Source organism: Sphingopyxis sp. LC363 (genome assembly GCF_000756385.1).
Classification (GTDB): Bacteria; Pseudomonadota; Alphaproteobacteria; order Sphingomonadales; family Sphingomonadaceae; genus Sphingopyxis.
Genome location: NZ_JNFC01000004.1, coordinates 54,763 through 78,079, shown reverse-complemented (window position 1 = coordinate 78,079; position 23,317 = coordinate 54,763). Strand labels below are relative to the sequence as shown.

Sequence of the window (23,317 nt, the reverse complement as noted above, 5' to 3'; positions counted from 1 at the left end):
GCGTGCGTCGGCTCAGCCGAGCCAGGTCAGGATACCGGCGCCCGCCGCGGCGCTGAGCAGAGCGGTCAGCGCATAGCGCCACCAGCGGCGCTTCTCGCCCTTGTCCCACATCAGCGGAATCTCGGGCAGCGGCGGCGCGGGCGGCGCGGCGCCCTTCCGCGGCAATTGCGCGTCGAGGCGGCGGATGATGTCGGGGATCAGCGCGAGCGTCTTGCCCTGTTCGCGAATCCCGTCGGCGAGCGCGGCTTCGGGGCCGAGTTCGTCGCGAATCCACGCGCTGACGAAGGGCCCCGAGACATCCCACATATTGATCTTGGGATTGAGCATCGTCGCGACGCCCTCGACCATCACCATCGTCTTCTGGAGCAGCAGCAGGTGCGGCTGCGTCTGCATGTCGAAATCGCGCGTGATCGCGAACAGTCCGTCGAGCATCTGCCCGACCGAAAGCTCGCTCACCGGCTTGCCGCGCATCGGCTCCCCGACCGCGCGCAGCGCCGTCGCGAACTCCTCGACGCTGTGATAATCGGGCACATATTGCGCCTCGAAATGAATCTCGGCGACGCGGCGGTAATTTCCCGTCGTCAGCCCATAGAGGATCTCGGCGAGCCAGTAGCGCGCCTGCCGGTTGATCCGCCCCATGATGCCGAAATCGACCGCGGCGATTGTGCCGTCAGCCTTCACGAACAGATTTCCCTGGTGCATGTCGGCGTGGAAAAATCCCTCGGCGATCGCCTGCCGCAGAAAGGCGTGGACGAGGTTCGATGCCAGCGCCTCCATGTCGTGGCCCGCCGCGACGAGCCGGTCGCGGTGCGAGATTTTGACGCCGTCGATCCAGCTCATCGTCATCACGCGGCTCGCGGTGCGATCCCAGTCGATCGCCGGCACCTCATATTCGGGCACCGCCGTCATCGCGTCGGCGAGTTCCGATGCCGACGCCGCCTCGCGGCGCAGGTCGAGTTCGCGCAAGGTCCAGCGGCGGAAATTGGCGATCACCTGCCGCGGGCGCAGGCGCGCAGCTTCTCCGCCAAAGGCTTCGAGATGCGCGGCCGCCCATTCATAGGTTTCGATGTCGCGCGCGAACTGCTTGTCGATGCCCGGGCGGCGCACCTTGACCGCGACCCGGCGCCCGTCGGTCGTCACCGCGCGGTGAACCTGCGCGATCGACGCCGAACCGACGGGCTCAGGATCGAACTCGCTGTAAAGACTTTCGAGCGGCGCTTCGAAGGTCACCTCGATTTCCTGCCGGATCCGGTCGAACGCGACAGGCGCGAGCGCGTCCTGCAGCGTCAGCAGGTTGCGCGCGGCCTCTTCGCCGACGAGGTCGGGGCGCGTCGCGAGCGTCTGTCCCAGCTTGACCGCCGCGGGGCCGATCGCCTGGAAGGCGGCGGCATAGTCGGGCAGCTTCGGCTGGATCGTGCCGAGCCGCGCGAGGCGGCACAATCGCTTGACTCCCGGCGGGGTCTGTGGCGCGGTTTCGATCCCGCGCAGCGCGCCGTGGCGTGCGAGGATGCGTCCCCACTTCAGCAGGCGGACGATATGGGTGACGGGTCGGGTCAAGCCTTCCACCCGCTGTGGATCGCGACGAGACCGCCGAGGATCGGCTCGACCTTGACCGCGGTGAAGCCCGCTTCGCCGATCATCTGCGCGAATTGGGGCATCGGCGGGAAGCGGCGGATCGATTCGATCAGATAGCGATAGCTGTCCTCGTCGTCGGCAATCAGCTTGCCGAGCTTGGGGACGAGGTGATGCGAATAAGCGTCATAGGCCTGCGCGAAACCCGGCCATTCGTTGGTCGAAAATTCGAGGCAGAAGAAACGCCCGCCATAACGCAGCACACGGTGCGCTTCCTTCAGTGCCGCCGGAATGTCGGTGACGTTGCGGATGCCGAAGGCGATCGTATAAGCGTCGAAGAATTGGTCCGGAAAGCTCAGCTTTTCGGCGTTCTGCTCGGACCACACGAGGCTGTCGATCCCGCGCTCTGCCGCGCGCTCCATGCCGACGCCGAGCATGTCGGGGTTGATGTCGGCGACCGTGATGCTCGCGCCGAACCGCTCCATACGAAAGGCGATGTCGCCGGTGCCGCCCGCCATGTCGAGGATCGTTTCGCCTTCGCGCGGCTTCACGCGGCGTACGAAGCGGTCTTTCCACAGGCGGTGCATCCCCCCCGACATCGCGTCGTTCATGATGTCATATTTGCGCGCGACGCGGCTGAACACTTCGCCGACCATCGCGGTCTTCGCACCCGCGGGGACCTGTTCATAGCCGAAGCTGACGGTATCGGGAGTGGCCATCGTTTGTGCGCCTTTTGCGGGGAGAAATTCTGTTGCGATGGCCTTTAGCCGGGCCTTGTCGCGCAAGCAAATGCCAGTTACCGCCATGTCGAAATGCCCGAGCTACCCGAAGTCGAAACCACCATCCGCGGCCTTGCCCCCTTCCTTGACGGGCAACGGCTTACCGCAGTCACCACTTTCCGCCCCGACCTGCGCCGGCCCTTTCCCGCCGACCTTGCACAGCGGCTGACCGGCGCAACGGTCACGGGCCTGTCGCGCCGCGCCAAATATGGCATCGTGTCGACCGACCGCGACGATCATATGATCTTTCATCTCGGCATGTCGGGACGCTGGCGTACCGAAGGCGGCGATGCGGGCAAGCACGATCATCTCCTGCTCGAAACCGGGGCAGGGCATCGCCTGTTCCTCCACGACCCACGGCGCTTTGGCTCGGTCGATCTGGTGAGCGGCGATCCGCTGACGCGCTTTTCTGCCTTTGTAACGCTCGGCCCCGAACCCCTGTCCGACGCTTTCGACGCCGCCTGTCTGGCAAAGGCGTTCGCCGGGCGTCGCGCGCCGATCAAGGCGATGCTGCTCGATCAGACCATCGTCGCGGGGCTCGGCAACATTTATGTCTGCGAGGCGCTCAACATGGCGCGCATTTCGCCGGAAAAGCCCGCTGCCGATGTCTCCAGGGCGAAGCTCGCACCGCTGGTTGCCGCGATCAAGGAGGTGTTGATCGCGGCGATCGCGGCGGGCGGCTCGACCTTGCGCGACTTCCTCGGTCCCGAAGGCGATCTCGGCTATTTCGCCAAGGACTGGCGCGTCTATGGCCGCGAGGGCGAGGCTTGCGAATGCAGCGGAACGATCGCGCGGATCGTACAGAGCGGGCGCTCGACCTTCTTTTGCTCCAAATGCCAACGATAATGCGGGATATTGCCCGCAAGGCCATTGACCAAATCGCCCTTCATCGCTATGCGCGCACCCTTCGAGCAGGGTCCGGTCGTCCGGAACCGGCCGCATCCGGACATCGATTCGCTGCATTTCGCGGGATTCGGCTGCTCTGCTGCTGCTGTGCTCCGACCATGTAGACCGTTTGAAAGACTAGAGGAATTTATGGCCAATACGCCGCAGGCAAAGAAGCGCATCCGCCGCAACACCGCGCGCACTCTCGTGAACAAGAATCGCGTTTCGCGCATTCGCACGCTGGTGAAGAAGGTCGAAACGGCCGTCGCCGCCGGTGACAAGGATGCGGCCGCGACCGCGCTGAAGGCTGCGCAGCCCGAAATGGCGCGCGGCGTCGCCAAGGGCGTGCTCCACAAGAACACGGTCGCGCGCAAGTTCTCGCGCCTGACCAAGAGCGTGAACGCGATCGCCTGATCATCCGCGTCCCGAAAGGGAACAAAAAGGACCCGCCGGCATCTTGTCCGGCGGGTCCTTTTTTGCATCGGATATTGTGACAGCCGGGTGGCAATAGTGTTGCAGCGCGGTAAGTGACGGAATTGCTGCGATTCGTTCTTCTGCCTCCGGAATGTCATAAATAAACATCTGATAATAAACGATAAAATCACGTTTCGACGCGATTCCGGTGACCCCGGCGAGTCAAGATTTTTATTTCAGTATTTTTACATGGCGAGCCCTTGATCGACTCGCCGCGCCCTGACTAGACAGGTGCGTCGCCGGCTTTCGCTGGCGGCCGTCACATCGACATGATTCGCATCCTTTCGGGCTCCTCGCCCGGATGAGAACCTGTGCCCGGCGCAGGCGACGAATCGGCATGTGGCCGGCCGCCCGAACCTCCGGCGCAAAGGGGACCTGAGGGGGCGGCACGGCGTGACAGAGAGCGGCAATCGGCATGGGCATGACGCAGGAGACAGAGCGATGAACGGCGATGCCGCCACGCTCTGGCCGCGCGTCGCCGAAGGGCTGCGCCGCGACCTCGGCGTCCGCACCTTCGACCATTGGCTGAAGCCCGTGCGCTTTGCCGATTATTGCGCGATGTCGGGAGTCGTGACGCTCGAAACCGTCAGTCGTTTCTCGGCCAACTGGATCAACGAACGTTTCGGCGACCGGCTCGAACTTGCGTGGCGGCAGCAATTGCCCGCAGTGCGCAGCGTCATGGTGCGCGGCGGCGCCGCGGCGGACGACCGCGCGGCGAACCTCGCGGCGGCGCCGCTGCCCAATTTCGAGGCGCCGCAACCCGCCGCCAACCCCGCGCTCCTCGGTTTCGACCCGCGCCTGTCGTTCGACCGCTTTGTCGTCGCGCGCAGCAACATCCTCGCCGCCAACGCCGCGCGCCGGATGGCGATGGTCGAAGCGCCGCAGTTCAACCCGCTCTACCTCTGCTCGGGCACCGGGCAGGGCAAGACGCACCTCCTTCAGGCTATCGCGCAGGATTATGCCGCGGCGCATCCGACCGCGAACATCATTCTGATGTCGGCGGAGAAATTCATGCTCGAATTCGTCGGCGCGATGCGCGGCGGCGACATGATGGCGTTCAAGGCGCGGCTGCGCGCCGCCGACCTCTTGCTCCTCGACGATCTCCAGTTCGTGATCGGCAAGAATTCGACGCAGGAAGAGCTGCTTCACACGATCGACGATCTGATGACCGCGGGTAAACGTCTCGTCGTCACGGCCGACCGCCCGCCCGCGATGCTCGATGGGGTCGAGGCACGGCTGCTGTCGCGCCTGTCGGGCGGGCTCGTCGCCGACATCGAGGCGCCCGAGGACGATCTTCGCGAACGCATCATCCGCCAGCGGCTCGCTGCGATGCCGATGGTCGAGGTCCCCGATGCGGTGGTCGCCTATCTGGTCAAGCATTTCACGCGCAACATCCGCGAACTCGAAGGCGCGCTCAACAAGCTGCTCGCCTATGCCGCGCTCACCGGCACGACGGTCGATCTCGCGCTCGCCGAGGACCGGCTTGCCGAAAATGTCCGCAGCGCGCGCCCGCGTATCACGATCGACGAGATTCAGCGCGCGGTCTGCGCGCACTATCGGCTCGACAAGTCCGAAATGGCGTCGAAGCGCCGCGTCCGCGCGATCGCGCGCCCGCGGCAGGTCGCGATGTATCTCGCGAAAGAACTGACTCCGCGCTCCTATCCCGAAATCGGGCGCCGTTTCGGCGGGCGCGACCATTCGACGGTGATCCACGCCGTGCGCACGGTCGAGGCGCTGCGCGTCGCCGACAGCGAACTCGACGCCGAAATCGCCGCGATCCGCCGCGCTCTCAACAGCTGATCCACAGGTTTATACCCAGTTTATCCACTGGATTATCCATGTCGTTCAACGTCGGCTTTGGGGTGGGGAGCGGACGTTGCGGCAATTTGGCCCCTCCCCTTCAGGGGAGGGGCAACGCAGACTTGGCAGCTTGCTGCCTAGTCGTAGTGGGGTGGGGTCTATCGGCCTTGCGCAAGGCCGATGGACCCCACCCCCAACCCCTCCCCTGAAGGGGAGGGGCTTTCTTCTCTCAATGGCCGCAACCGGTCGAAAGCGGTCATTCTCCACCATATGAAAAAGGCCCGCCTTCCAGTCGGAGGGCGGGCCTTTTATTTGGCTCTTCAAAGGTCGCTCAGCCCTTTTCGGGCGGCGCGACCGTGATCCGCACCCGTTCGCCCGAATTGCCCGGGAAGCCGGTAAACATCGCCTCGACGAGGTTCGGGACCAGCGCCTGCAGATTATTGTCGCGCGACTGCGCTTCGGCATGACCTTCGAACAGGCGCGAGCCGTCGGCGGCACGGTCGATCTGGAGGTTCAGGCCACTGGTATAGACGGTGTAGCTCGACACGTCGTTATAGCCCCAGCCGGGCCTGAAACCGCCCCACAGGAAGGGGTCGCGATAGCCATAGACATAGCGGCGCCCGCCGCGGCCGGTGACGATCACCGGGCGATAGAAGCCGCGGCCGTACCATCCGCCGCCGTACCAGGGATCGCCGAAGCCGGGGCTCGACACGACGCGTTCGCGGCCCTTGTCGACGCCATAGTCCATGCGGACGATCAGGTCGGCGCGTTCGCCGTTCGCCGCGGGGCGATAGCCGTAGCGCGTCAGTTCGCCCGCGACGATATTGGCATATTGGCCGAATTCGATGCCGCCCTGCAGCGCGGGATTGCTCGCCTCGACTGTGAAGCTCTGGCCCTGCGGCGCGGGTAGCTGCGACTGGAAGCGCGCGACATCGGCCTTGAATGGGGTCGCGCAGCCAGCCAGCGCGAGCGCCGCGCCCGTTATGGCGGCAAGGCCCAGCCGCCGAAAGTTGATCTTGCTCATCGTCTTGGCTCCGTGATTCGGGTGCGCGTTCATGCAGCGCTTTCGTACCATAGACTATGCCGATGCGACTTAACCTTGGTTGAACTCGTTTCGTCGCACGGCGGTTTCATCCCTCAATATGGGGACGAGAAACGCAAAAACAAGAAATTCCGCTTGCCGAACAGCGCTCAAACAGCACGCGGGCCCCGCGACCGTCAGCGACAGAGCCCCAGCGCGGCATAGGCGGCGTCGAGCGTCGGCTTGGCGAGCGCGCGTGCCTTTTCGGCGCCCTTGTCGAGGATCGCGTCGAGCGCCGCGGCATCGTCCTTCAGCGCGACGAACCGCGCGTTGATAGGGCCGAGCTTTTCGATCAGCAATTCGCCGAGCGCGGGCTTGAACGCTCCGAAGCCTTGCCCCGCATGATCGCGCAGCACCGCATCGACGCTCGTGTCGGCGAGCGCGGCATAGATGCCGACGAGGTTGCGCGCCTCGGGACGCCCTTCGAGCCCCGCGGCTTCGGACGGCAGCACCTCGGGGTCGGTTTTCGCCTTGCGGACCTTCTGCATCATCGTCTCGGCGTCGTCGGTCAGGTTGATGCGGCTCATGTCCGACGGGTCGGACTTCGACATTTTCGCGGCGCCGTCGCGCAGGCTCATGATGCGCGCGAGGCCTGCCGGGATGATCGGCTCGGGCAGCGTGAACACCGGCGCGTCGTCGCTTGCATAGTCATTGTTGAACTTCTGCGCGACGTCGCGCGCAAGCTCGAGATGCTGCTTCTGGTCCTCGCCCACGGGAACGTGCGTCGTCTGATAGAGCAGCACGTCGGCCGCCTGCAGCACGGGATAGGTGTAGAGCGCCGCCGACGCGCTTTCGCGATTCTTGCCCGACTTATCCTTGAACTGCGTCATGCGGTTGAGCCAGCCGAGCCGCGCGGTGCCGTTCAAGAGCCATTGCAGTTCGGCATGCGCGGGAACGCGCGCCTGGTTGAAGAGGATCGACCGGTCGGTGTCGATCCCGCAGGCGACGAGCGCGGCGGTCATCGCGCGCGTGTTGGCGGTCAGCTCCGCCGGGACGTGCGGCATCGAGATCGCGTGCAGATCGGCGAGGAAATAGAGCTTGTCGCCCTCCATCTCGTCCTGCATGCGCACCCAGTTGCGGATCGCGCCCAGATAATTGCCGAGGTGCAAATTTCCGGTGGGCTGGATGCCCGATAGCGTCCGCATGTCGATCGTCCCGTCTGAAGTTTTAAAGTTGGCGTCGGCGCAGCTGGCCGACGGTGTCGCGATTGACCACGCCGAACAGGAAGGCGCAACCAAAGAATATGATCGCCCCCGTGCCCACCAGCACGCCGAGCGCGACGATCCGTTCGAATACCCCGCCGATGAAGGCGTCGCCCGCCAGCGGGATCGCATAATAGAGCGCCGTCGCCATCGCCGCCGCGGCCAGGACGATGCGGGCGATTCGCCCGGCCACCCGGCCGGAGAGGCGGAACAGCCCCTTGCGATGAAGGATCGTGTACAGCATCGCCACATTGCACCAAGCGGCGATCGAGCCCGCCAGTGCGAGCCCCACGATGCCGAGCCGCGGGATCAGCAGGAGGTTGAGCGCGATGTTGATCGCCAGCGAAATCGCCGCGGTCCACACCGGCGTGCGCGTGTCCTTGCGCGCGAAGAAATTGGGGACGAGCACCTTGACCAGTACATAGGCGGGCAGGCCGACGACGAGCCCGCCGACCACCGCGCCGGTCGCGAGCCCGTCGGCGACGCTATATTGCCCGCCGACATAGAAGGCGCTGGTGATCGCGGGGCCCGCGACGAACAGCGCAACGGCGGCGGGGACGGTGAGCAGCATCGCGAGTTCGACCGCATTGCTCTGCAGCCGCGCGGCACCGTCGCGATCGTCCTGCGCGACGAAGCGCGACAGCGCGGGCAGGATCGCGGTCCCGAGCGCGATGCCGATGATACCGAGCGGCAGCTGGTTGAGCCGGTCGGCCATCGCCAGATAGGTGATGCTCTTGTCGGGCAGCGTCGCGATGAAGAAAAGGTCGATGAAGCGGCTGATCTGATAGACGCCGGCGCCGAACACCGCGGGCAGGATCAGCACCCCCATCTCGCGCACGTCCGCAGTCAGCCGGGGGCGGCGCAGCGCCGGGCGAAACCCCGACCGCCGGATCCAGTAATAGAGCCAGCCGAGCTGGAACAGGCCCGAAAGCGAGACCGAGATCGCGAGATAAAGCCCCGTCGCGGCTTTCGAGGCTTCGCCTCCGTCGCCGGTGAAAAGCCCGAGCAGCAGCGCGCCGATCAGGCAGATGTTGAGCAGGATCGGCGCGGCGGCGGCGGCGGCAAAGCGCGACAGGCTGTTGAGGATCGCCGCGAACAACGTCGCGACGCTCATCAAAGCGAGATAGGGAAAGGCGATGCGCGCCATCCGCACGGCGAGGTCGAAAGTTTCGCCGTCGGCCTGCAGCGCGTCGCTCGCGAACAGCCCCATCACCCACGGCATCACGATCAGCAGCAGCGCCGAAAAGACGATCAGGATCGGGATCAGCACCGCGAGCACCGCGTCGGCGAAGGCGCGCGCTTCGCTGTGGTCGCCCTCCTTGGTCATCCGCTGGTTGAACAGCGGGATGAACGCGGCGGCGAACGCGCCCTCGGCGAACAGGCGGCGGAAGATGTTGGGCAATTGGAAGGCGAGCTGCCAGGCGTCGGCGACGCCGCCGGCGCCGAGAATGCGGCTGAGCAACATGTCGCGCGCGAAGCCGAAAATGCGGCTGACCATCGTCAGGCCGCCGATCGTCCCCACGCTTTTGACGAGGCTGCTCAACCCCTCAGCCCGCCCCGGTTACGGGTTTCAGGCCTGGCCGACCGCGACTTCGCCGGCCGCTTCGGATTGCGCCGCCTGGACCTGCTGCGCGAAAAGGCCGTGGAAATCGATCGGTTCGAGCAGGAGCGGCGGGAAACCGCCATCCTGCACCGCATCGGCGACGACGCGGCGCGCGAAGGGGAAGAGGATGCGCGGCGCTTCGGCGAGGAAGAAGGGCTGAAGCTGGTCGTCGGGGACGTTGCGGACGCCGAACAGACCGGCATATTTGAGGTCGATCACGAAGCTCGTGCCGGCGTCGGTTTTCGACGTGACATCGATCTTCAGCGTCACTTCGTACAGATTCTCCCCGACATTGTCGGCGGCGATGTTGAACTGCACATCGACTTGCGGCGCTTCCTGCCACTGGTAAACGGCGGGAGCGTTCGGGTTTTCGAACGACAAGTCCTTCACATATTGCGAAATCAGGCCGATCGCCGGGCTCGTGTCTTCGCCGTTCGGTTGCAGGGCGGGATTGTTGAGGTCGGGGCTCGTCTCGTCGGCCATGATGAAGCTGCTTTCACTGAAAAGATGGAAACATATCCGCATCCGTACGGGCCGTGTCGGAACCGCGGCGGACGGTTGCCGCGGCGCTTAGCAGCGCCCGGAGGTGAGCACAATGGGCCCGATGGCGGTCGATGGTTAAGGGCGAATCGTTGACCTGCCGCCCGGCCGCGGCCATGGCTATTTGAAACCGGGCGCCGTATCGCCTATGTATCAGTCAAGATGTTTCGCTCTTCCGCATTGGACTTTTGCCCGTGACCGCTTTTTCGATTGTCCTGCTCGCCATGATCGCCGCTTTCCTCGGAATGCGGCTCTACTCGGTGCTCGGCAAGCGCACGGGGCATGAGCAAGAACCCGTGCTGCCGCGCGAGCGCGCAACCGCATCATCGCCGGTCCGCCTCGATGATGGCGAGGGCGCACCGGCCGCGGCGCCCGCGTCGGCCGACACGTCGGGGCTGGTCTATGAACCCGCCGCCGAGGCCGGGCTGCGCCAGCTGCTCGCGACCGACCGCAATTTCGACGCCGGCCGCTTCATGGAAGGCGCCGAGGCGGCGTATCGCATGATTCTTGAGGCTTATTGGAAGGGCGACCGCGACACGCTGCGCGACCTTTGCGACGACGACAGCTACGAGGCCTTCGTCGAAGCGATCGCGGCGCGCGAGGCGCGCGGCGAAACGCTCGACAACCGCCTGATCGGCATCGATTCGGCCAAGATCACCGCGGTCGAGATGAGCCGCAGCGAAGCGCGGGTCACCGTGCGCTATCATGCCGATATCAGCGCGGTGACCCGCGATGCCGACGGCAAGCTGATCGCGGGCTCGATGAGCGACGCGGCGCAGGCCGATGACCTCTGGACCTTCCGCCGCCAGATCGGCAGCGACGACCCCAATTGGGTGCTCGACGAAGCCGAATCGGCCTGATTCCGTGATCCTGACGGTAGGGGCGCCGCGCGCGCGGGCTTTCGGATTCGCGCTGCTGGCGGCGCTGCCGCTGCTGGCGGGCTGTGCATCGGCCGTTCCCGCCGGTGAGGGCAGCCGCCCGGCGACCGTCACTCCCGCACCAGCGCGTCCGCTCGGCACCCCGCGCCCCTATGTGCCGCGCCCGTCCGAGCGCCCCGGCGCCGCCGCGCAGCCGATCCCCGCGACCCCGCTTGCGCCGCTTCCTACCGCCCCGCCGCCTGCCGATGCGACGACCGCCTCCGCCAGCGGGGTGATCGCCGGCCCCGATTTCGCCACGCTCGGCGTGACCGCCGAGCAGGCGGCGGCCGCGCTCGCCGCCTTCCGCAGCAGCTGCCCGTCGGTGCAGCGGCGCACCGATACGAGCGGGCTGACGCAGGGCGCCGACTGGACCGAAAGCTGCACTGCGGCGAAAGACTGGGCGGACCAGGACGCGCTCGGCTTCTTCGCCCGCTATTTCGGCACGATCCAGGTCGGTGCGGGCGCCGCCTTCGTCACCGGCTATTATGAACCTGAAATCGCCGCATCGCGCGACAAGCGGCCGGGTTACGACGTCCCCATCTATCGCCGTCCCGCCGACCTCGTCGAAGTTGACCTCGGCCAGTTCGCCGACGATTTGAAGGGCCGGAAGATCCGCGGCCGCGTCGAGGAGGGTAATTTCGTCCGCTATTACGACCGCACTGCGATCGAGAGCGGGGCGCTCGAAGGGCGCGGGCTCGAAATCGCCTGGGCGGCCGACGCTGCCGAATTCTTCTTCCTGCAGGTGCAGGGCTCGGGCCGCCTCCGCCTCCCCGACGGCGGCATCATGCGCATCGGTTACGACACGCAGAACGGCCGCGGCTATGTCGGCATCGGCAAGCTGCTGCGCGACCGCGGCGAACTCCAGCCGGGGCAGGCGTCGATGCAGGGTATTCTCGATTATCTGCGCGCGGATCCGGTGCGCGGCGCGGCTGTGATGAACGAGAATCCGAGCTGGGTCTTTTTCCGTGAACTCACCGGCCCCGGTCCGCTCGGCGCTTTGGGCGTGCCAGTAACCGGCCGCGCGAGCGTCGCCGCCGACCCCAAATATGTGCCATTGGGCGCCCCCGTCTTCCTGTCGCTCGACCGCGCCGAACCCAATGGTCTCTGGGTCGCGCAGGACACCGGCGGCGCGATCAAGGGCGCGAACCGCTTCGACAGTTTCTGGGGCGCGGGCGAGGAGGCGCGCGCGATTGCGGGCGGCATGTCGGCGCGGGGTTTGGCTTTGCTCCTGCTTCCGCGCACCAGCATCGCGCGGCTGATCCCGGCAAGCTGATCGCGCCATGCCGCGGCGCCTCGATCCCGACGAAAGCGCGCTGTGGAGGAAGGTGGCAGCGACGGTGACGCCGCTGCCCAAGGCGAAGGCGCCGCTCGCGCCCGTGGTCCCGCCGACGGTCAAGTCGCCGACGCCGACTGCGCGCAGCACCGCCGTCCCCGCTGCCGCGCCGCGTCCTACGCCGGCAAAACTCCCGCCGCCGCGCCGCACGCACCAGGCCGCGACGCTTGACGGCCATTGGGACCGCCGCCTGCGCAAGGGGCTCGTCCGCCCCGATATGAGCATCGATCTCCACGGTCACACGCTCGCCTCGGCGCAGGCACTGCTCGATGAGGCGATCGGCCGCGCGCTGTTATGCGGTGCGCGCGTGCTGCTTGTCGTCGCGGGACGGCTGCGTCCGGGGGCCGACCGGCTGCCGATGATGCACGGCGATCCGCGCCCGCGCGGCGCGATCCGCGCCTCGCTCCCCGAGTGGCTCGCCTTTTCTCCCCATGCCGACCGGATCGTCGCGCTTCGCCCCGCACACATCAGTCACGGGGGAGCAGGGGCGGTCTATGTCATCCTGCGCAGATCGCGCGAGGATTAGAGAAAAGCGCGCATCAAAATGCCGCGATAGATCGCGGTGAGCCTGTGCAGATCCTCCACCGCCACCGCCTCGTCGAGCTTGTGCATCGTCGCATTGGTAAGCCCGAATTCGACCACCGGACACAGCGCGTGGAGGAAACGCGCGTCCGACGTGCCGCCGGTCGTCGACATTTCGGGCCGGAGATCGGTCTCGGCATGGATCGCTTCGGCGACCAGCTCGGACAGCTCGCCCGGCGGCGTCAGAAAAGCTTCGCCCGAAATCTTGCCCAATATCTTGGCCTCCTGTTCGATGTCGTGCGCGATCCGCTCGATCATCGCGACGAGGTCGGCGCCGCGATGCTGGTCGTTGAAGCGGATCGACAGCCGCGCCCGCGCCGATGCGGGGATGACGTTGGTCGCGCCATTGCCGACCTCGATATCGGTGAATTCGATGTTCGACGGCTGGAACCAGTCGGTCCCGGCGTCGAGGCTGACCGAATCGATCTCCGACAATATCTTCACCAGTTTCGGGATCGGATTGTCGGCGAGGTGCGGATAGGCGACATGCCCCTGCGTCCCCGGCACGTCGATCCAGATATTAACGGACCCGCGCCGCCCGATCTTCACCATGTCGCCGAGCTTGTTCACCGACGTCGGCTCGCCGACGACGATCATGTCGGGCTTCACCCCGCGCGCGTCCATATGCTCCATCAGCGCGCGGGTACCGAAGATCGCGGGGCCTTCCTCGTCGCCGGTGATGATCAGGCTGATCGTGCCCGCGTCGTGCGGGGTTGCCGCCGCCGCCGCGACGAACGCCGCGATCGATCCCTTCATGTCGACCGCGCCGCGGCCATAAAGCAGCTCGCCGCGAACCTCGGGCACGAAGGCATCGCTGGTCCAGCCGACTCCCGGCGGCACGACGTCGAGATGTCCGGCAAAACCGAAATGTTTCGGCCCCTTGCCCACGCGCACCGCGAGCAGATTTTCGACCGGCCCGTCGGGCTCGATCCCGTCGATGAAGCGCTCGACGGTGAAGCCCAGCGGGACCAGCGCCGCTTCCAGCGCGTCGAACACGGCGCCGGTGGCCGGCGTGACGCTCGGCGCGGCGATCAGCGCCTTGGCGAGTTCGATCGGATCGACATGATGTGTCATGCCCGCCCCTTACTCCTTCGTTCGCGTGCAAGTCGAGGCTTTGCATGACGCCGCCTTTGTGCGAAACAAAGGAAGAACAAAATCCACGAGGACTGCCATGCCCAAGCTCGATCTCGAAACCATTCCGCAAACGAACACCACCGGTTACCCCGCGCCTTATGATGCGCCCGTGCAGGGCCGCTGGTACCGCCGCCTCGCGCCGCCGACCGGCCTCAGCGATTTCGCCGCGAGTCACGTTGTCCTCAAACCCGGCGCCTGGTCGTCGCAGCGCCACTGGCACGACGGCGAGGACGAGATGCTCGTGATGATTGCGGGCGAGGCGGTGCTCGTCGAGGATGACGGGCGATATCCGATGCGGCCGGGCGACATCGCGGTGTGGCCGAAGGGCAGCACCAACGGCCATCATCTGATCAACGAATCGGACGCCGATTGCATCTTCGTCGCCTTGGGCGGCGGCAAGAAATATGACACCGGCGGCGGCTATTCGGACATCGACATGCTCTTCACGCCCGACGGCTATTTCCACAAGGACGGCACGCCCTACCCGACATCGCGGATACCGTGACCGGTCGAACATGACCGCCCCGGCCCAAGCTTTTATTCCCCTATGCTCCTAAGCAATTGCATATCGCGGCGGGAAGGCTTAACCGGCGGCGCATCGACCGTTTAGAGTCAAGACAGGGCTGATATGGCTGGCAACGAACCAAGCGCGCGTCCGCGCTCCCCGCATTTACAGGTGTATAAATGGACCCCTGCAATGGCGGTCTCCATCTTTCACCGCGTCAGTGGTGACGGTCTCGCGATCGTCGGCGGGCTGATGTTCCTCTGGTGGCTCGGCGCGCTCGCCGCGGGGCCCGATGCCTATGCGGCGTTCGTCGCCTGCGTGTGGCACGACCCGAGCCCTGAGGTCGGCACCTTTCACCAGATCACCAATATCCTCGGCAAGATCGTGCTGATCGGGCTGACCTGGGCCTTCTTCCAGCATCTCTTCTCGGGGCTGCGCCACTTCGTGCTAGACACCGGCGCGGGCTATGAACTCAAGACCAACAAGCTCTGGTCGATCCTCGTTTTCGTCGGCGCACTCGCCGCGACCGCCGCGGCCTGGCTCTATATCTTTGCGGAGACGCTCAATGGGTAACGGAACGCGTCTCGGCCGCGTGCGCGGGCTCGGCTCGTCGCACCATGGTTCGCACCATTGGCTGCAGCAGCGCTTTACCGCGCTCGGCAATGTCCTGCTCGTCGGCTTCCTCTTCGTCTCCTTCCTGCGCCTGCCGATGACCGACCATGGCGCGGTGCTGCGCTGGGCGTCGAACCCGATGGTCGCGCTGGCGCTGATCCTGATGGTCGCCAACGTCTTCTGGCACCTTCGCCTCGGGCTGCAGGTGATGATCGAGGACTATGTCCATGGCGAGGCGACGCGCCTGCTCGCGCTCGTGCTTTTGAACTTCTACGCGATCGGCGGCGCCGCTTACGGCATCTTCGCCATCATCCGTATCGCGCTTGCGCCCGCCGCCGGGCTCGCTCCGGGGGGCATGTAAGATGACCGACGCCTACAAGATCATCGACCATATCTACGACACCGTCGTCGTCGGTGCCGGCGGCTCGGGCCTGCGCGCCACGATGGGCAGCGCCGAAGCGGGGCTTAAGACCGCGTGCATCACCAAGGTGTTCCCGACGCGCAGCCACACCGTCGCGGCGCAGGGCGGCATCGCCGCGTCGCTCGGCAACAATTCGCCGGACCATTGGCAATGGCATATGTACGACACCGTCAAGGGTTCGGACTGGCTCGGCGATCAGGACGCGATCGAATATATGGTGCGTGAGGCGCCGAACGCGGTCTACGAACTCGAACATGCCGGCGTGCCGTTTTCGCGTAACGCCGACGGCACGATCTACCAGCGCCCGTTCGGCGGCCATATGCAGAATATGGGCGAGGGCCCGCCGGTGCAGCGCACTTGCGCCGCGGCCGACCGCACCGGCCACGCGATGCTCCACGCGCTTTATCAGCAGTCGCTGAAATATGACGCGGACTTCTTCGTCGAATATTTCGCGCTCGACCTGATCATGGAAAATGGCGAGTGCCGCGGCGTGATCGCGCTGTGCATGGAAGATGGCAGCATCCACCGTTTCCGCAGCCAGGCCGTCGTGCTCGCGACGGGCGGCTACGGCCGCTGCTATTTCACGGCAACCTCGGCGCACACCTGCACCGGCGACGGCGGCGGCATGGTGCTTCGCGCGGGCCTGCCTCTCCAGGACATGGAGTTCGTCCAGTTCCACCCGACCGGCATCTATGGCGCCGGCGTGCTCATTACCGAGGGCGCGCGCGGCGAGGGCGGTTACCTCACCAATTCCGAAGGCGAGCGTTTCATGGAACGCTATGCCCCGTCGGCGAAGGACCTCGCGTCGCGCGACGTCGTTTCGCGCTCGATGGCGCTCGAAATCCGCGAAGGCCGCGGCGTCGGCCCGCACAACGACCATATCTATCTTCACCTCGACCATATCGATCCCGCGGTGCTCGCCGAGCGCCTGCCGGGGATCACCGAAAGCGGCAAGATTTTCGCGGGCGTGGATCTCACGCGCCAGCCGCTCCCGGTCGTGCCGACGGTCCATTACAATATGGGCGGCATCCCGTGTAACTATCACGGCGAAGTCGTCACGCTAGGCAAGGACGGCCCGGACACCGTCGTCCCTGGCCTGTTCGCGGTCGGCGAAGCGGCGTGCGTGTCGGTGCACGGCGCGAACCGTCTCGGCTCGAACAGCCTGATCGATCTCGTCGTCTTCGGCCGCGCGACGGGCCATCGCCTCAAGGAAATTCTGACCCCCGGTGCAGCACAGCAGCCGCTGCCGAAGGACAGCGCCGACCTCGCGCTCGCACGCCTCGACCATTTCCGCAATGCCAATGGCGGCTCGCCGACCGCGGAGATCCGCACCGAAATGCAGCGCGCGATGTCGCAGCACGCCGCGGTGTTCCGCACCGACGAGTTGATGGCCGAGGGCAAGGAAAAGCTCACCAAGACCTATCAGCGGATGAACGACGTCCATGTCACCGACCGCAGCCTGATCTGGAACACCGACCTCATCGAAACGCTCGAGCTCGACAATCTGATCGGCCAGGCGACGGTGACGATGCACTCGGCGTTCAACCGCAAGGAAAGCCGTGGCGCCCACGCGCACGAGGATTTCCCGAATCGCGACGACGCAGCGTGGATGAAGCACACGGTTGCGTGGTTCGACGGCTGGGGCGGCAAGGGCGGCGGCGTCCGCCTCGACTACCGTCCGGTCCACGAATATACGCTGTCGGACGATGTCGAATATATCAAGCCGAAGGCGCGGGTCTATTGAATCGCGCCGGGGCGCCGGCCGGCCTTAATCGCCGAACAGGCTGCGCACCGGGTTGATGTCGGAAAAGGGCACGTCGACGTCCTGACCCATGATCCACAATTTCTGGCACGCGATGGCGAAGAACATCAGCGCGATTGTCCAGACGATGAAGGTTTTGCGCGCGATCCAGCGGCGTTCGGCCTCTTCGGCGGCGGCGCGGGCCTTGTAATCGACGCCGAGTTCGCCTTCGAATTCGGCGACAAGCTGCGCGCGGCGGGTACGCGAAATATTCGCGATGCTCGCGTCACCCTCTTCGCGTGCCGATCGGCGTTTTGCCATGATCCACCTTGGCCCAGCTAGTCCTGGGCCCGGCTATAGCGCCGAGCCCCTGCCAATTGGTTAACCCGGCGCTATCGGCTCGTCGCAATTGCGATGAGTTTGGTGCGTGCCGTCGCCCCGCGCAGCAGCGTCAAATCGCGCGGCGGGCGGCCGAGCGCGGCGGCGAGCAGGCGCAGCACCGCGTCGTTCGCCGCGCCGTCGGCGGGCGGTGCGGTGACGCGGACATGCACTGCTTCGCCCTCGACCCGAATCTCGTCGCGCCGCGCGCCGGGCGTTACCCGCACCTCGATCCGCCCCGGCGCGGCGAGCGCGCGGAGCGCCTCGGTCAGCGCCGGGTCGGGGCGGTATTTCAGACGGTGACGACCAGCTTGCCGACCGCGGTGCGGTCGCCGAGCTTGGCGATCGCCTTGCCGCCGTCTTCGAGGCTGAAGCTTTCGGTGACGCGCGGGCTGATCTTGCCCTGCTCCCACAGCTGGAACAGCCGCGCGATATTGGCGCGATTGCGCGCCGGTTCGCGCGCGACGAAAGCGCCCCAGAAGACACCGGCGACGTCGCAGCTCTTGAGGAGAGTCAGGTTGAGCGGCAGGCGCGGGATGCCTGCGGGGAAGCCGACGACGAGATAGCGGCCCTCCCATGCGATCGAGCGCAGCGCGGGCTCGGCATAGTCGCCGCCGACCGCGTCATAGACAAGGTTCGCGCCATTCGGACCGACGGCTTCCTTGAACTTGTTCGCGAGTTCCTTCGACTGATCCTTGTCGAACGGCTGGCGGCCATAGACGACCACCTCGTCGGCGCCGGCAGCCCTCGCGATCCCGGCCTTCTCCTCGCTCGACACGCCCGCAACGACGCGCGCGCCGAACGCCTTGCCCAGCTCGACCGCCGCAATGCCGACCCCGCCCGATGCACCGAGCACGAGCAGGGTATCGCCTTCCTTGATATGGCCGCGATCGACGAGTGCGTGGATGCTGGTGCCATAGGTCATCAGCAGCGAGGCACCCTCGGCGAAGTCATGGCCTTCGGGCAAGTGATAGACATTGTGGACGCCGACCGCGACCGCTTCGGACATGCCGCCGTTGCCGCAGCCCGCGATCACCCGGTCGCCGACCTTGAACTCGGTCACGCCCTCGCCGACTTCGGCGACCAGCCCCGCGACCTCGCCGCCGGGGGCGAAGGGACGTTCGGGGCGGAACTGATATTTATCCTCGATGATCAGCACGTCGGGGAAGTTGACTGCGCAGGCCTTCACGTCGATCACGATCTGGCCCTTGCCCGCGGTCGGGCGCGGCAGTTCGCCCAGCTCGAGCGTTTCGGGGCCGCCGGTGGCGGTCGACAAGAGAGCCTTCATCATCTTCTCCTCTTATGGTGTGCGTTTGATCCTATGCGGCAGGGCGCATCCACGGCCTGTCGGCGTCGAGTTTGGCCTCGTAGGCACCGATCGCCGCGTCGCTTTTTTCGGTCAGCGAAATTTCGTCGAGTCCTTCGAGCAGGCACATTTTGCGGAACGGGTCGATCTCGAAACTGAAGCGGTCCTGATACTGCGTCGTCACCGTCTGATGCTCGAGGTCGACGAACACCGGATCGGTTTCGGCAACCTCCATCAGCCGGTCGATTGCTTGTTGAGGAAGCACGACGGGCAGGATGCCGTTCTTCACCGCATTGCCGGAGAAAATGTCCGAATAGGAGGGCGCGATGACGACGCGGATGCCGAGGTCGCCGAGCGCCCAGGCGGCATGCTCGCGGCTCGATCCGCAACCGAAATTATCGCCCGCAATCAGGATCGGCGCGCCTTTATATTCGGGTCGGTCGAACAGATTGTCGGGATCGGCGCGCAGGCTCTCGAACGCGCCGCGGCCCATGCCCTCGCGCGTCGTCGTTTTCAGCCAGTGCGCCGGGATGATTACGTCGGTGTCGACATTCTTGAGCCCGAACGGAATCGCGCGGCCTTCGACCTTGTCGAGCGGGGTCATGCCATCAGCTCCCTTACGTCGGTGAGCTTGCCCGTCACCGCCGCCGCCGCCGCCATCGCGGGGCTGACGAGGTGAGTGCGCGCGCCCGGGCCTTGGCGGCCGACGAAATTGCGGTTGCTCGTCGAGGCGCAGCGTTCGCCCGGGGGCACCTTGTCGGGGTTCATCGCGAGGCACGCCGAACAGCCGGGCTCACGCCATTCGAGCCCCGCGTCGGTGAAGATGCGGTCGAGTCCCTCGGCTTCGGCCTGTGCTTTCACCAGCCCCGACCCTGGAACGACGATCGCCCATTTGACATTATCGGCCTTGTGGCGGCCCTTGATCACCGCGGCGGCGGCGCGCAGATCCTCGATACGGCTGTTGGTGCAGCTTCCAATGAAGATATTTTCGATTTCGACATCCTGCATCCGTGTGCCGGGTTCGAGGCCCATATAGGCGAGCGACTTGGCGGCCGCGGTCTGCTTCGACGGGTCGGCGAAGCTGCCCGGGGCAGGGACGACGCCGGTGATCGGCACGACGTCCTCGGGGCTGGTGCCCCAGGTCACGCTCGGGGCGATATCGGCGGCGTCGATGACGACACTCTTGTCATAGGTCGCGCCCGGATCGGTCGCGAGGCTTTTCCAGTAAGCGACTGCTGCCTCCCAGTCGGCACCCTTCGGTGCATAGGGGCGGCCCTTCAGATAGTCGAAGGTCGTCTCGTCGGGCGCGATCAGCCCGGCGCGCGCGCCGCCCTCGATCGCCATGTTGCTGACGGTCAGCCGACCCTCGATCGACAGTGCGCGGATCGCGCTGCCGGTATATTCGATGACATGGCCGGTGCCCCCCGCGGCGCCGATTACGCCGGTAATGTGGAGGATAATGTCCTTCGCCGACACGCCGGGGCCGACTTCGCCCTCGACGCGCACTTCCATCGTCTTTGCGGGCTGCAGCAGCAGCGTTTGCGTCGCCAGCACATGTTCGACCTCGCTCGTCCCGATGCCGAAGGCGAGCGCGCCGATGCCGCCGTGGCACGCGGTGTGGCTGTCGCCGCAGACGATCGTCGTGCCGGGGAGCGAAAATCCCTGCTCGGGGCCGACGACATGGACGATTCCCTGCTCGGGCGCGACCGCGTCGATATAGCGGATGCCGAATTCTGGGGCGTTCTTTTCCAGCGCCGCCAATTGTGCGGCGCTTTCGGGGTCGGCGATCGGCAGCTTGTTTCCGTGGGCGTCGAGCCGCGGCGTCGTCGGCACATTGTGGTCGGGCACCGCAAGCGTCAGGTCGGGGCGGCGCACCGTGCGCCCGCTCGCGCGAAGCCCCGCGAACGCCTGCGGGCTGGTGACTTCATGGACGAGGTGGCGGTCGATGAAGATCAGGCAGGTACCGTCGGCGCGCTGTTCGACGACATGCGCGTCCCAGATTTTCTCATAAAGGGTGCGGGGCCGAGTCATGCGGTCCACTTACGCCAGTCGCATAACAATGCAAGCGAGTGGCGATCGAAAACGCAATTTTCGGTCGCGGAGTTTCTCATGTTTCGCCCTCGTCACCCCGGACTTGATCCGGGGTCCACAGCATCGGCCGCACGAATGGATCCCGGATCAAGTCCGGGATGACGAATGAGGAGAGGTGGCCTCGCGTAAACAACCGGCCTATAATCCGCCGCATGTCGACACCCGCTATCCTCGCGCTCATCCTTGCCACCGTCGTGGCGATGGAATTCGTCGCTTGGGCGAGCCATAAATATATCATGCACGGCTTCGGCTGGGCGTGGCACCGTGACCATCACGAACCGCACGACAAGGTGCTGGAAAAGAATGACCTGTTCGGCCTCGTCGGCGCCGCGCTGAGCATCTCGATGTTCGTCGTGGGCAGCCCGATGATCATGGGTATGGAAGCATGGGAGCCGGGAACGTGGATCGGACTCGGCATCCTCCTCTACGGCATCATCTATACGCTGGTGCACGACGGGCTCGTCCACCAGCGCTATTTCCGCTGGGTGCCGCGCCGCGGCTATGCGAAGCGGCTCGTGCAGGCGCACAAGCTCCACCATGCGACGCTCGGCAAGGAAGGCGGGGTGAGTTTCGGCTTCGTCTTCGCGCGCGATCCCGCCAAGCTCAAGGTCGAACTGAAGGCGCAGCGTGAGGCAGGGATCGCGGTAGTGCGCGAGGCGCTCGTCGACTAGGCGGTGCGATGGTCGGCGGTGATCGCGCCTGCTGCCATCAACTCCGCTTCGTGGCTTTCCTCGCGCCAGCTTTCGGCCAGCGCCTGCCGTTCCCAGTCCTGCATCGCCGGGTGCGTCAGCATATGGTCGACCCACGCATGCCCGGCGCCGACGTCGAGGCCATAGGTGCGGATGCGGAAGGCGACGGGCGCAAAGAAGGCATCGGCGGCGGTGAAGCGATCGCCCGCGAGATAAGGGCCGCCGAACCGCGACAGCCCTTCGGCGAACAGCTCGCGAAGACGCGTGATGTCGAGCCGGAGTGCGCCCGACGGCGGCTTCGGCGTCACGCGAACGCCGACATTCATCGTGCAATCGTTACGCAGCGCCGAAAAACCGCTGTGCATCTCCGCGACCGCGCACTGCGCCCAGGCGCGCGCATCGGCCCCTGTCGGCCACACGCCGTCGTGCCGGTCGGCGAGATAGAGGGTGATGCCGAGCGAATCGTAAACCGTGCGGCCTTCGTCGAGCAGCGCGGGCACCTGTCCGGTCGGCGAAAAGCTTCGGAATTCGTCGTAGTTGACCGGATTGGTGAAGGGTTCGATCTGGTCCTCGAAGGAGATGGAGAGGCCCTTCATCAGCATCCACGGGCGGAGCGACCAGCTCGAATAATTGCGGTTGGCGGTGATCAGCACATACATGCGTCGCGCTCCTGTGCGATAATGGGAGAGGTGTAATCGGGGTCGTGCGCGAAGGGCAGCGGCGTCCGGTCGCGAAGCGCCGCGAGCACGCTGCCGAAGTCGGTCCGCGCGCGCCAGCCGAAGCGTCGCTCGGCGCGCGACGGGTCATAGACGCGGTCGATTCTCTCGGGGAGCATCCAGCCTTCGGCGGCGTAGAGGTCGGCCGCGTCGGGATGATGGCGCGCGATCACCGCACGCGCGTCGCGGGCGAGCTCCTCGGCTTCGTCGCGCGCGAACGGCGGCTGGGCGGAGAGGATGAAGGTATCGCAGCCGATCGCCGGCGCGGCCTCGAGCGCGGCGAGGTGCGCGGCGGCGGCATCCTCGACCGTCAGGCGGCGATTGAGCAGCTCGTTGGCCTTGAGGTTCGGGCCGCTCGGCACGCCAAGCGTATCGTCATCCTCGGGGAAGAAGCGCCCGGTGCGCAGGATCGCGACCGAAATCCCGTGCTCGCGATGCACCAGCTTCACCGCCTGTTCGGCGGCGAGCTTGGTGATGCCATAAATGTTGCGTGGTTCGATCGGACCAAAATCCTCGTCCATCCACCAGGCGCCCGCTTCACCCGCGCCCGCCCGCACGTCGGCGCGCACCATCAGCGAGGTGGTCGAGGTGAAGAGGAAGCGGCCGTTGCCCGCCGCGACCGCCGCTTCGATCAGGTTCAGCGTGCCAGTGACGTTGACGTCAACGAACGCCTGCCGCGGATAGCGGACGATATCGGGCTTGTGCAGCGCGCCGCCATGAATGATGGCCTCGATCCCATGCTCGCCCATCGTGCGGTCGATGAGCGCGCGGTCGGTGACGGTGCCGACGACCTCGGTATACGTGCCGGGGACAACATCGAGCCCGACGACCTTATGACCGTTTTCAGCGAGCAAAGGAGCCAGATAGCGCCCGAGCCAGCCCGACGATCCGGTCAGCAGCACGCGCATCGATGATTCTCCTCCCGGTCGTGGTCGCGCGCCTGATACACAGGCGAT

Annotated in this window: 25 protein-coding genes; 11 read left to right on the top strand and 14 right to left on the bottom strand. The window is 65.9% G+C overall.

Features of this window, described 5'->3' with window-relative positions:
* Positions 1 to 12: 12 nt before the first annotated feature.
* Both ubiB and FG95_RS02740 read right to left on the bottom strand, forming a co-directional pair.
* A complete protein-coding gene (gene ubiB / locus FG95_RS02745) occupies positions 13 to 1,557 on the bottom strand; it encodes a 2-polyprenylphenol 6-hydroxylase (RefSeq protein WP_037553845.1) in 1,545 nt (514 codons plus the stop codon).
* Positions 1,554 to 2,291 carry a class I SAM-dependent methyltransferase gene (locus FG95_RS02740; RefSeq protein WP_037553803.1) on the bottom strand — a complete coding sequence of 246 codons (738 nt, stop codon included), beginning with the start codon at positions 2,289 to 2,291 and terminating at the stop codon, positions 1,554 to 1,556. Before FG95_RS02740 ends, ubiB begins: the two co-directional genes overlap by 4 nt.
* Before the next feature lie 93 nt (positions 2,292 to 2,384).
* On the opposite strand from FG95_RS02740, the gene mutM reads away from it, so the two are divergent.
* From mutM to dnaA, 3 genes are all read left to right on the top strand, one after another.
* Positions 2,385 to 3,197, top strand: a complete 813-nt coding sequence (gene mutM / locus FG95_RS02735; RefSeq protein ID WP_037553801.1) for a bifunctional DNA-formamidopyrimidine glycosylase/DNA-(apurinic or apyrimidinic site) lyase — start codon at positions 2,385 to 2,387, stop codon at positions 3,195 to 3,197.
* Positions 3,198 to 3,386: 189 nt separating this feature from the next.
* Complete coding sequence (gene rpsT, locus FG95_RS02730) at positions 3,387 to 3,650, top strand: 30S ribosomal protein S20 (RefSeq protein ID WP_037553799.1); 264 nt, start codon at positions 3,387 to 3,389, stop codon at positions 3,648 to 3,650.
* A 501-nt stretch (positions 3,651 to 4,151) separates the two neighbouring features.
* Positions 4,152 to 5,510, top strand: a complete 1,359-nt coding sequence (gene dnaA / locus FG95_RS02725; protein ID WP_037553797.1) for a chromosomal replication initiator protein DnaA — start codon at positions 4,152 to 4,154, stop codon at positions 5,508 to 5,510.
* Positions 5,511 to 5,841: 331 nt separating this feature from the next.
* Here the strand turns inward: dnaA and FG95_RS02720 are convergent, their stop codons facing one another.
* From FG95_RS02720 to secB, 4 genes are all read right to left on the bottom strand, one after another.
* Positions 5,842 to 6,534 (bottom strand): DUF4136 domain-containing protein, encoded by a 693-nt coding sequence (locus tag FG95_RS02720; protein WP_037553844.1) that lies wholly within the window; start codon positions 6,532 to 6,534, stop codon positions 5,842 to 5,844.
* A 194-nt stretch (positions 6,535 to 6,728) separates the two neighbouring features.
* A complete protein-coding gene (trpS, locus tag FG95_RS02715; RefSeq protein ID WP_037553795.1) occupies positions 6,729 to 7,736 on the bottom strand; it encodes a tryptophan--tRNA ligase in 1,008 nt (335 codons plus the stop codon).
* Positions 7,737 to 7,758: 22 nt separating this feature from the next.
* Positions 7,759 to 9,336: a murein biosynthesis integral membrane protein MurJ gene (murJ, locus tag FG95_RS02710; protein ID WP_037553792.1), complete on the bottom strand. Its 1,578-nt coding sequence runs from the start codon at positions 9,334 to 9,336 to the stop codon at positions 7,759 to 7,761.
* A 27-nt stretch (positions 9,337 to 9,363) separates the two neighbouring features.
* The gene (secB, locus tag FG95_RS02705; RefSeq protein ID WP_037553791.1) at positions 9,364 to 9,879 is read right to left on the bottom strand and encodes a protein-export chaperone SecB; all 516 of its coding nucleotides are present in this window, start codon (positions 9,877 to 9,879) and stop codon (positions 9,364 to 9,366) included.
* Between the two features lie 251 nt (positions 9,880 to 10,130).
* On the opposite strand from secB, the gene FG95_RS02700 reads away from it, so the two are divergent.
* Genes FG95_RS02700 through FG95_RS02690 form a run of 3 tightly spaced genes read left to right on the top strand, consistent with a single transcriptional unit; the run spans position 10,131 to position 12,712 of the window.
* The gene (locus FG95_RS02700) at positions 10,131 to 10,796 is read left to right on the top strand and encodes a Tim44/TimA family putative adaptor protein (RefSeq protein WP_152567557.1); all 666 of its coding nucleotides are present in this window, start codon (positions 10,131 to 10,133) and stop codon (positions 10,794 to 10,796) included.
* A 4-nt stretch (positions 10,797 to 10,800) separates the two neighbouring features.
* The gene (gene mltA, locus FG95_RS02695; RefSeq protein ID WP_037553790.1) at positions 10,801 to 12,126 is read left to right on the top strand and encodes a murein transglycosylase A; all 1,326 of its coding nucleotides are present in this window, start codon (positions 10,801 to 10,803) and stop codon (positions 12,124 to 12,126) included.
* Between the two features lie 7 nt (positions 12,127 to 12,133).
* Complete coding sequence (locus tag FG95_RS02690) at positions 12,134 to 12,712, top strand: Smr/MutS family protein (protein WP_037553789.1); 579 nt, start codon at positions 12,134 to 12,136, stop codon at positions 12,710 to 12,712.
* Here FG95_RS02690 and dapE read toward each other — a convergent pair.
* Positions 12,709 to 13,842 carry a succinyl-diaminopimelate desuccinylase gene (dapE, locus tag FG95_RS02685; protein WP_037553788.1) on the bottom strand — a complete coding sequence of 378 codons (1,134 nt, stop codon included), beginning with the start codon at positions 13,840 to 13,842 and terminating at the stop codon, positions 12,709 to 12,711. The genes FG95_RS02690 and dapE overlap by 4 nt on opposite strands.
* Positions 13,843 to 13,939: 97 nt before the next feature.
* Here dapE and FG95_RS02680 point away from each other — a divergent pair, with 97 nt between their 5' ends.
* The 4 genes from FG95_RS02680 to sdhA all read left to right on the top strand — a co-directional run bounded on the left by FG95_RS02680 (position 13,940) and on the right by sdhA (position 17,184).
* Positions 13,940 to 14,407 (top strand): cupin domain-containing protein, encoded by a 468-nt coding sequence (locus FG95_RS02680; RefSeq protein WP_037553787.1) that lies wholly within the window; start codon positions 13,940 to 13,942, stop codon positions 14,405 to 14,407.
* 192 nt (positions 14,408 to 14,599) lie between these two features.
* Complete coding sequence (sdhC, locus tag FG95_RS02675; protein WP_037553786.1) at positions 14,600 to 14,980, top strand: succinate dehydrogenase, cytochrome b556 subunit; 381 nt, start codon at positions 14,600 to 14,602, stop codon at positions 14,978 to 14,980.
* Positions 14,973 to 15,380 (top strand): succinate dehydrogenase, hydrophobic membrane anchor protein, encoded by a 408-nt coding sequence (gene sdhD, locus FG95_RS02670; protein ID WP_037553785.1) that lies wholly within the window; start codon positions 14,973 to 14,975, stop codon positions 15,378 to 15,380. Before sdhC ends, sdhD begins: the two co-directional genes overlap by 8 nt.
* Position 15,381: 1 nt before the next feature.
* Positions 15,382 to 17,184: a succinate dehydrogenase flavoprotein subunit gene (sdhA, locus tag FG95_RS02665; RefSeq protein WP_037553784.1), complete on the top strand. Its 1,803-nt coding sequence runs from the start codon at positions 15,382 to 15,384 to the stop codon at positions 17,182 to 17,184.
* A 24-nt stretch (positions 17,185 to 17,208) separates the two neighbouring features.
* Here sdhA and FG95_RS02660 read toward each other — a convergent pair whose 3' ends face one another.
* From FG95_RS02660 to leuC, 5 genes are all read right to left on the bottom strand, one after another.
* Entirely contained in the window at positions 17,209 to 17,502 is a 294-nt protein-coding gene (locus FG95_RS02660; protein ID WP_037553783.1) for a hypothetical protein, read from the bottom strand.
* A 71-nt stretch (positions 17,503 to 17,573) separates the two neighbouring features.
* The gene (locus FG95_RS02655) at positions 17,574 to 17,786 is read right to left on the bottom strand and encodes a DUF167 domain-containing protein (RefSeq protein WP_081932970.1); all 213 of its coding nucleotides are present in this window, start codon (positions 17,784 to 17,786) and stop codon (positions 17,574 to 17,576) included.
* A 65-nt stretch (positions 17,787 to 17,851) separates the two neighbouring features.
* Positions 17,852 to 18,847 carry an NADPH:quinone oxidoreductase family protein gene (locus FG95_RS02650; RefSeq protein ID WP_037553840.1) on the bottom strand — a complete coding sequence of 332 codons (996 nt, stop codon included), beginning with the start codon at positions 18,845 to 18,847 and terminating at the stop codon, positions 17,852 to 17,854.
* A gap of 31 nt (positions 18,848 to 18,878) precedes the next feature.
* Positions 18,879 to 19,469 carry a 3-isopropylmalate dehydratase small subunit gene (leuD, locus tag FG95_RS02645; protein ID WP_037553781.1) on the bottom strand — a complete coding sequence of 197 codons (591 nt, stop codon included), beginning with the start codon at positions 19,467 to 19,469 and terminating at the stop codon, positions 18,879 to 18,881.
* Positions 19,466 to 20,896, bottom strand: coding sequence for a 3-isopropylmalate dehydratase large subunit (leuC, locus tag FG95_RS02640; RefSeq protein ID WP_037553780.1), 1,431 nt, complete (start codon positions 20,894 to 20,896; stop codon positions 19,466 to 19,468). Before leuC ends, leuD begins: the two co-directional genes overlap by 4 nt.
* A gap of 212 nt (positions 20,897 to 21,108) precedes the next feature.
* Here leuC and FG95_RS02635 point away from each other — a divergent pair, with 212 nt between their 5' ends.
* Positions 21,109 to 21,627: a sterol desaturase family protein gene (locus tag FG95_RS02635; protein WP_037553779.1), complete on the top strand. Its 519-nt coding sequence runs from the start codon at positions 21,109 to 21,111 to the stop codon at positions 21,625 to 21,627.
* On the opposite strand, the gene FG95_RS02630 is transcribed toward FG95_RS02635, so the two are convergent.
* Both FG95_RS02630 and FG95_RS02625 read right to left on the bottom strand, forming a co-directional pair.
* Complete coding sequence (locus FG95_RS02630) at positions 21,624 to 22,304, bottom strand: glutathione S-transferase family protein (RefSeq protein WP_037553778.1); 681 nt, start codon at positions 22,302 to 22,304, stop codon at positions 21,624 to 21,626. The genes FG95_RS02635 and FG95_RS02630 overlap by 4 nt on opposite strands.
* Positions 22,292 to 23,269, bottom strand: coding sequence for an NAD-dependent epimerase/dehydratase family protein (locus FG95_RS02625; protein ID WP_037553776.1), 978 nt, complete (start codon positions 23,267 to 23,269; stop codon positions 22,292 to 22,294). The genes FG95_RS02630 and FG95_RS02625 overlap by 13 nt, the downstream gene beginning before the upstream one ends.
* Between the last annotated feature and the right edge of the window lie 48 nt (positions 23,270 to 23,317).

Excerpts from the sequence above, each read along its gene's own strand:
- dapE (WP_037553788.1), bottom strand. The coding sequence starts at position 13,842 with ATGACACATCATGTCGATCCGATCGAACTCGCCAAGGCGCTGATCGCC.
- FG95_RS02650 (WP_037553840.1), bottom strand. The coding sequence starts at position 18,847 with ATGAAGGCTCTCTTGTCGACCGCCACCGGCGGCCCCGAAACGCTCGAG.
- leuD (WP_037553781.1), bottom strand. The coding sequence starts at position 19,469 with ATGACCCCGCTCGACAAGGTCGAAGGCCGCGCGATTCCGTTCGGGCTC.
- FG95_RS02625 (WP_037553776.1), bottom strand. The coding sequence starts at position 23,269 with ATGCGCGTGCTGCTGACCGGATCGTCGGGCTGGCTCGGGCGCTATCTG.
- leuC (WP_037553780.1), bottom strand. The coding sequence starts at position 20,896 with ATGACTCGGCCCCGCACCCTTTATGAGAAAATCTGGGACGCGCATGTC.
- FG95_RS02690 (WP_037553789.1), top strand. The coding sequence starts at position 12,134 with ATGCCGCGGCGCCTCGATCCCGACGAAAGCGCGCTGTGGAGGAAGGTG.
- FG95_RS02740 (WP_037553803.1), bottom strand. The coding sequence starts at position 2,291 with ATGGCCACTCCCGATACCGTCAGCTTCGGCTATGAACAGGTCCCCGCG.
- trpS (WP_037553795.1), bottom strand. The coding sequence starts at position 7,736 with ATGCGGACGCTATCGGGCATCCAGCCCACCGGAAATTTGCACCTCGGC.
- sdhA (WP_037553784.1), top strand. The coding sequence starts at position 15,382 with ATGACCGACGCCTACAAGATCATCGACCATATCTACGACACCGTCGTC.
- FG95_RS02720 (WP_037553844.1), bottom strand. The coding sequence starts at position 6,534 with ATGAGCAAGATCAACTTTCGGCGGCTGGGCCTTGCCGCCATAACGGGC.
- FG95_RS02630 (WP_037553778.1), bottom strand. The coding sequence starts at position 22,304 with ATGTATGTGCTGATCACCGCCAACCGCAATTATTCGAGCTGGTCGCTC.
- mutM (WP_037553801.1), top strand. The coding sequence starts at position 2,385 with ATGCCCGAGCTACCCGAAGTCGAAACCACCATCCGCGGCCTTGCCCCC.
- sdhC (WP_037553786.1), top strand. The coding sequence starts at position 14,600 with ATGGCGGTCTCCATCTTTCACCGCGTCAGTGGTGACGGTCTCGCGATC.
- secB (WP_037553791.1), bottom strand. The coding sequence starts at position 9,879 with ATGGCCGACGAGACGAGCCCCGACCTCAACAATCCCGCCCTGCAACCG.
- sdhD (WP_037553785.1), top strand. The coding sequence starts at position 14,973 with ATGGGTAACGGAACGCGTCTCGGCCGCGTGCGCGGGCTCGGCTCGTCG.
- dnaA (WP_037553797.1), top strand. The coding sequence starts at position 4,152 with ATGAACGGCGATGCCGCCACGCTCTGGCCGCGCGTCGCCGAAGGGCTG.
- FG95_RS02680 (WP_037553787.1), top strand. The coding sequence starts at position 13,940 with ATGCCCAAGCTCGATCTCGAAACCATTCCGCAAACGAACACCACCGGT.
- FG95_RS02660 (WP_037553783.1), bottom strand. The coding sequence starts at position 17,502 with ATGGCAAAACGCCGATCGGCACGCGAAGAGGGTGACGCGAGCATCGCG.
- rpsT (WP_037553799.1), top strand. The coding sequence starts at position 3,387 with ATGGCCAATACGCCGCAGGCAAAGAAGCGCATCCGCCGCAACACCGCG.
- FG95_RS02635 (WP_037553779.1), top strand. The coding sequence starts at position 21,109 with ATGTCGACACCCGCTATCCTCGCGCTCATCCTTGCCACCGTCGTGGCG.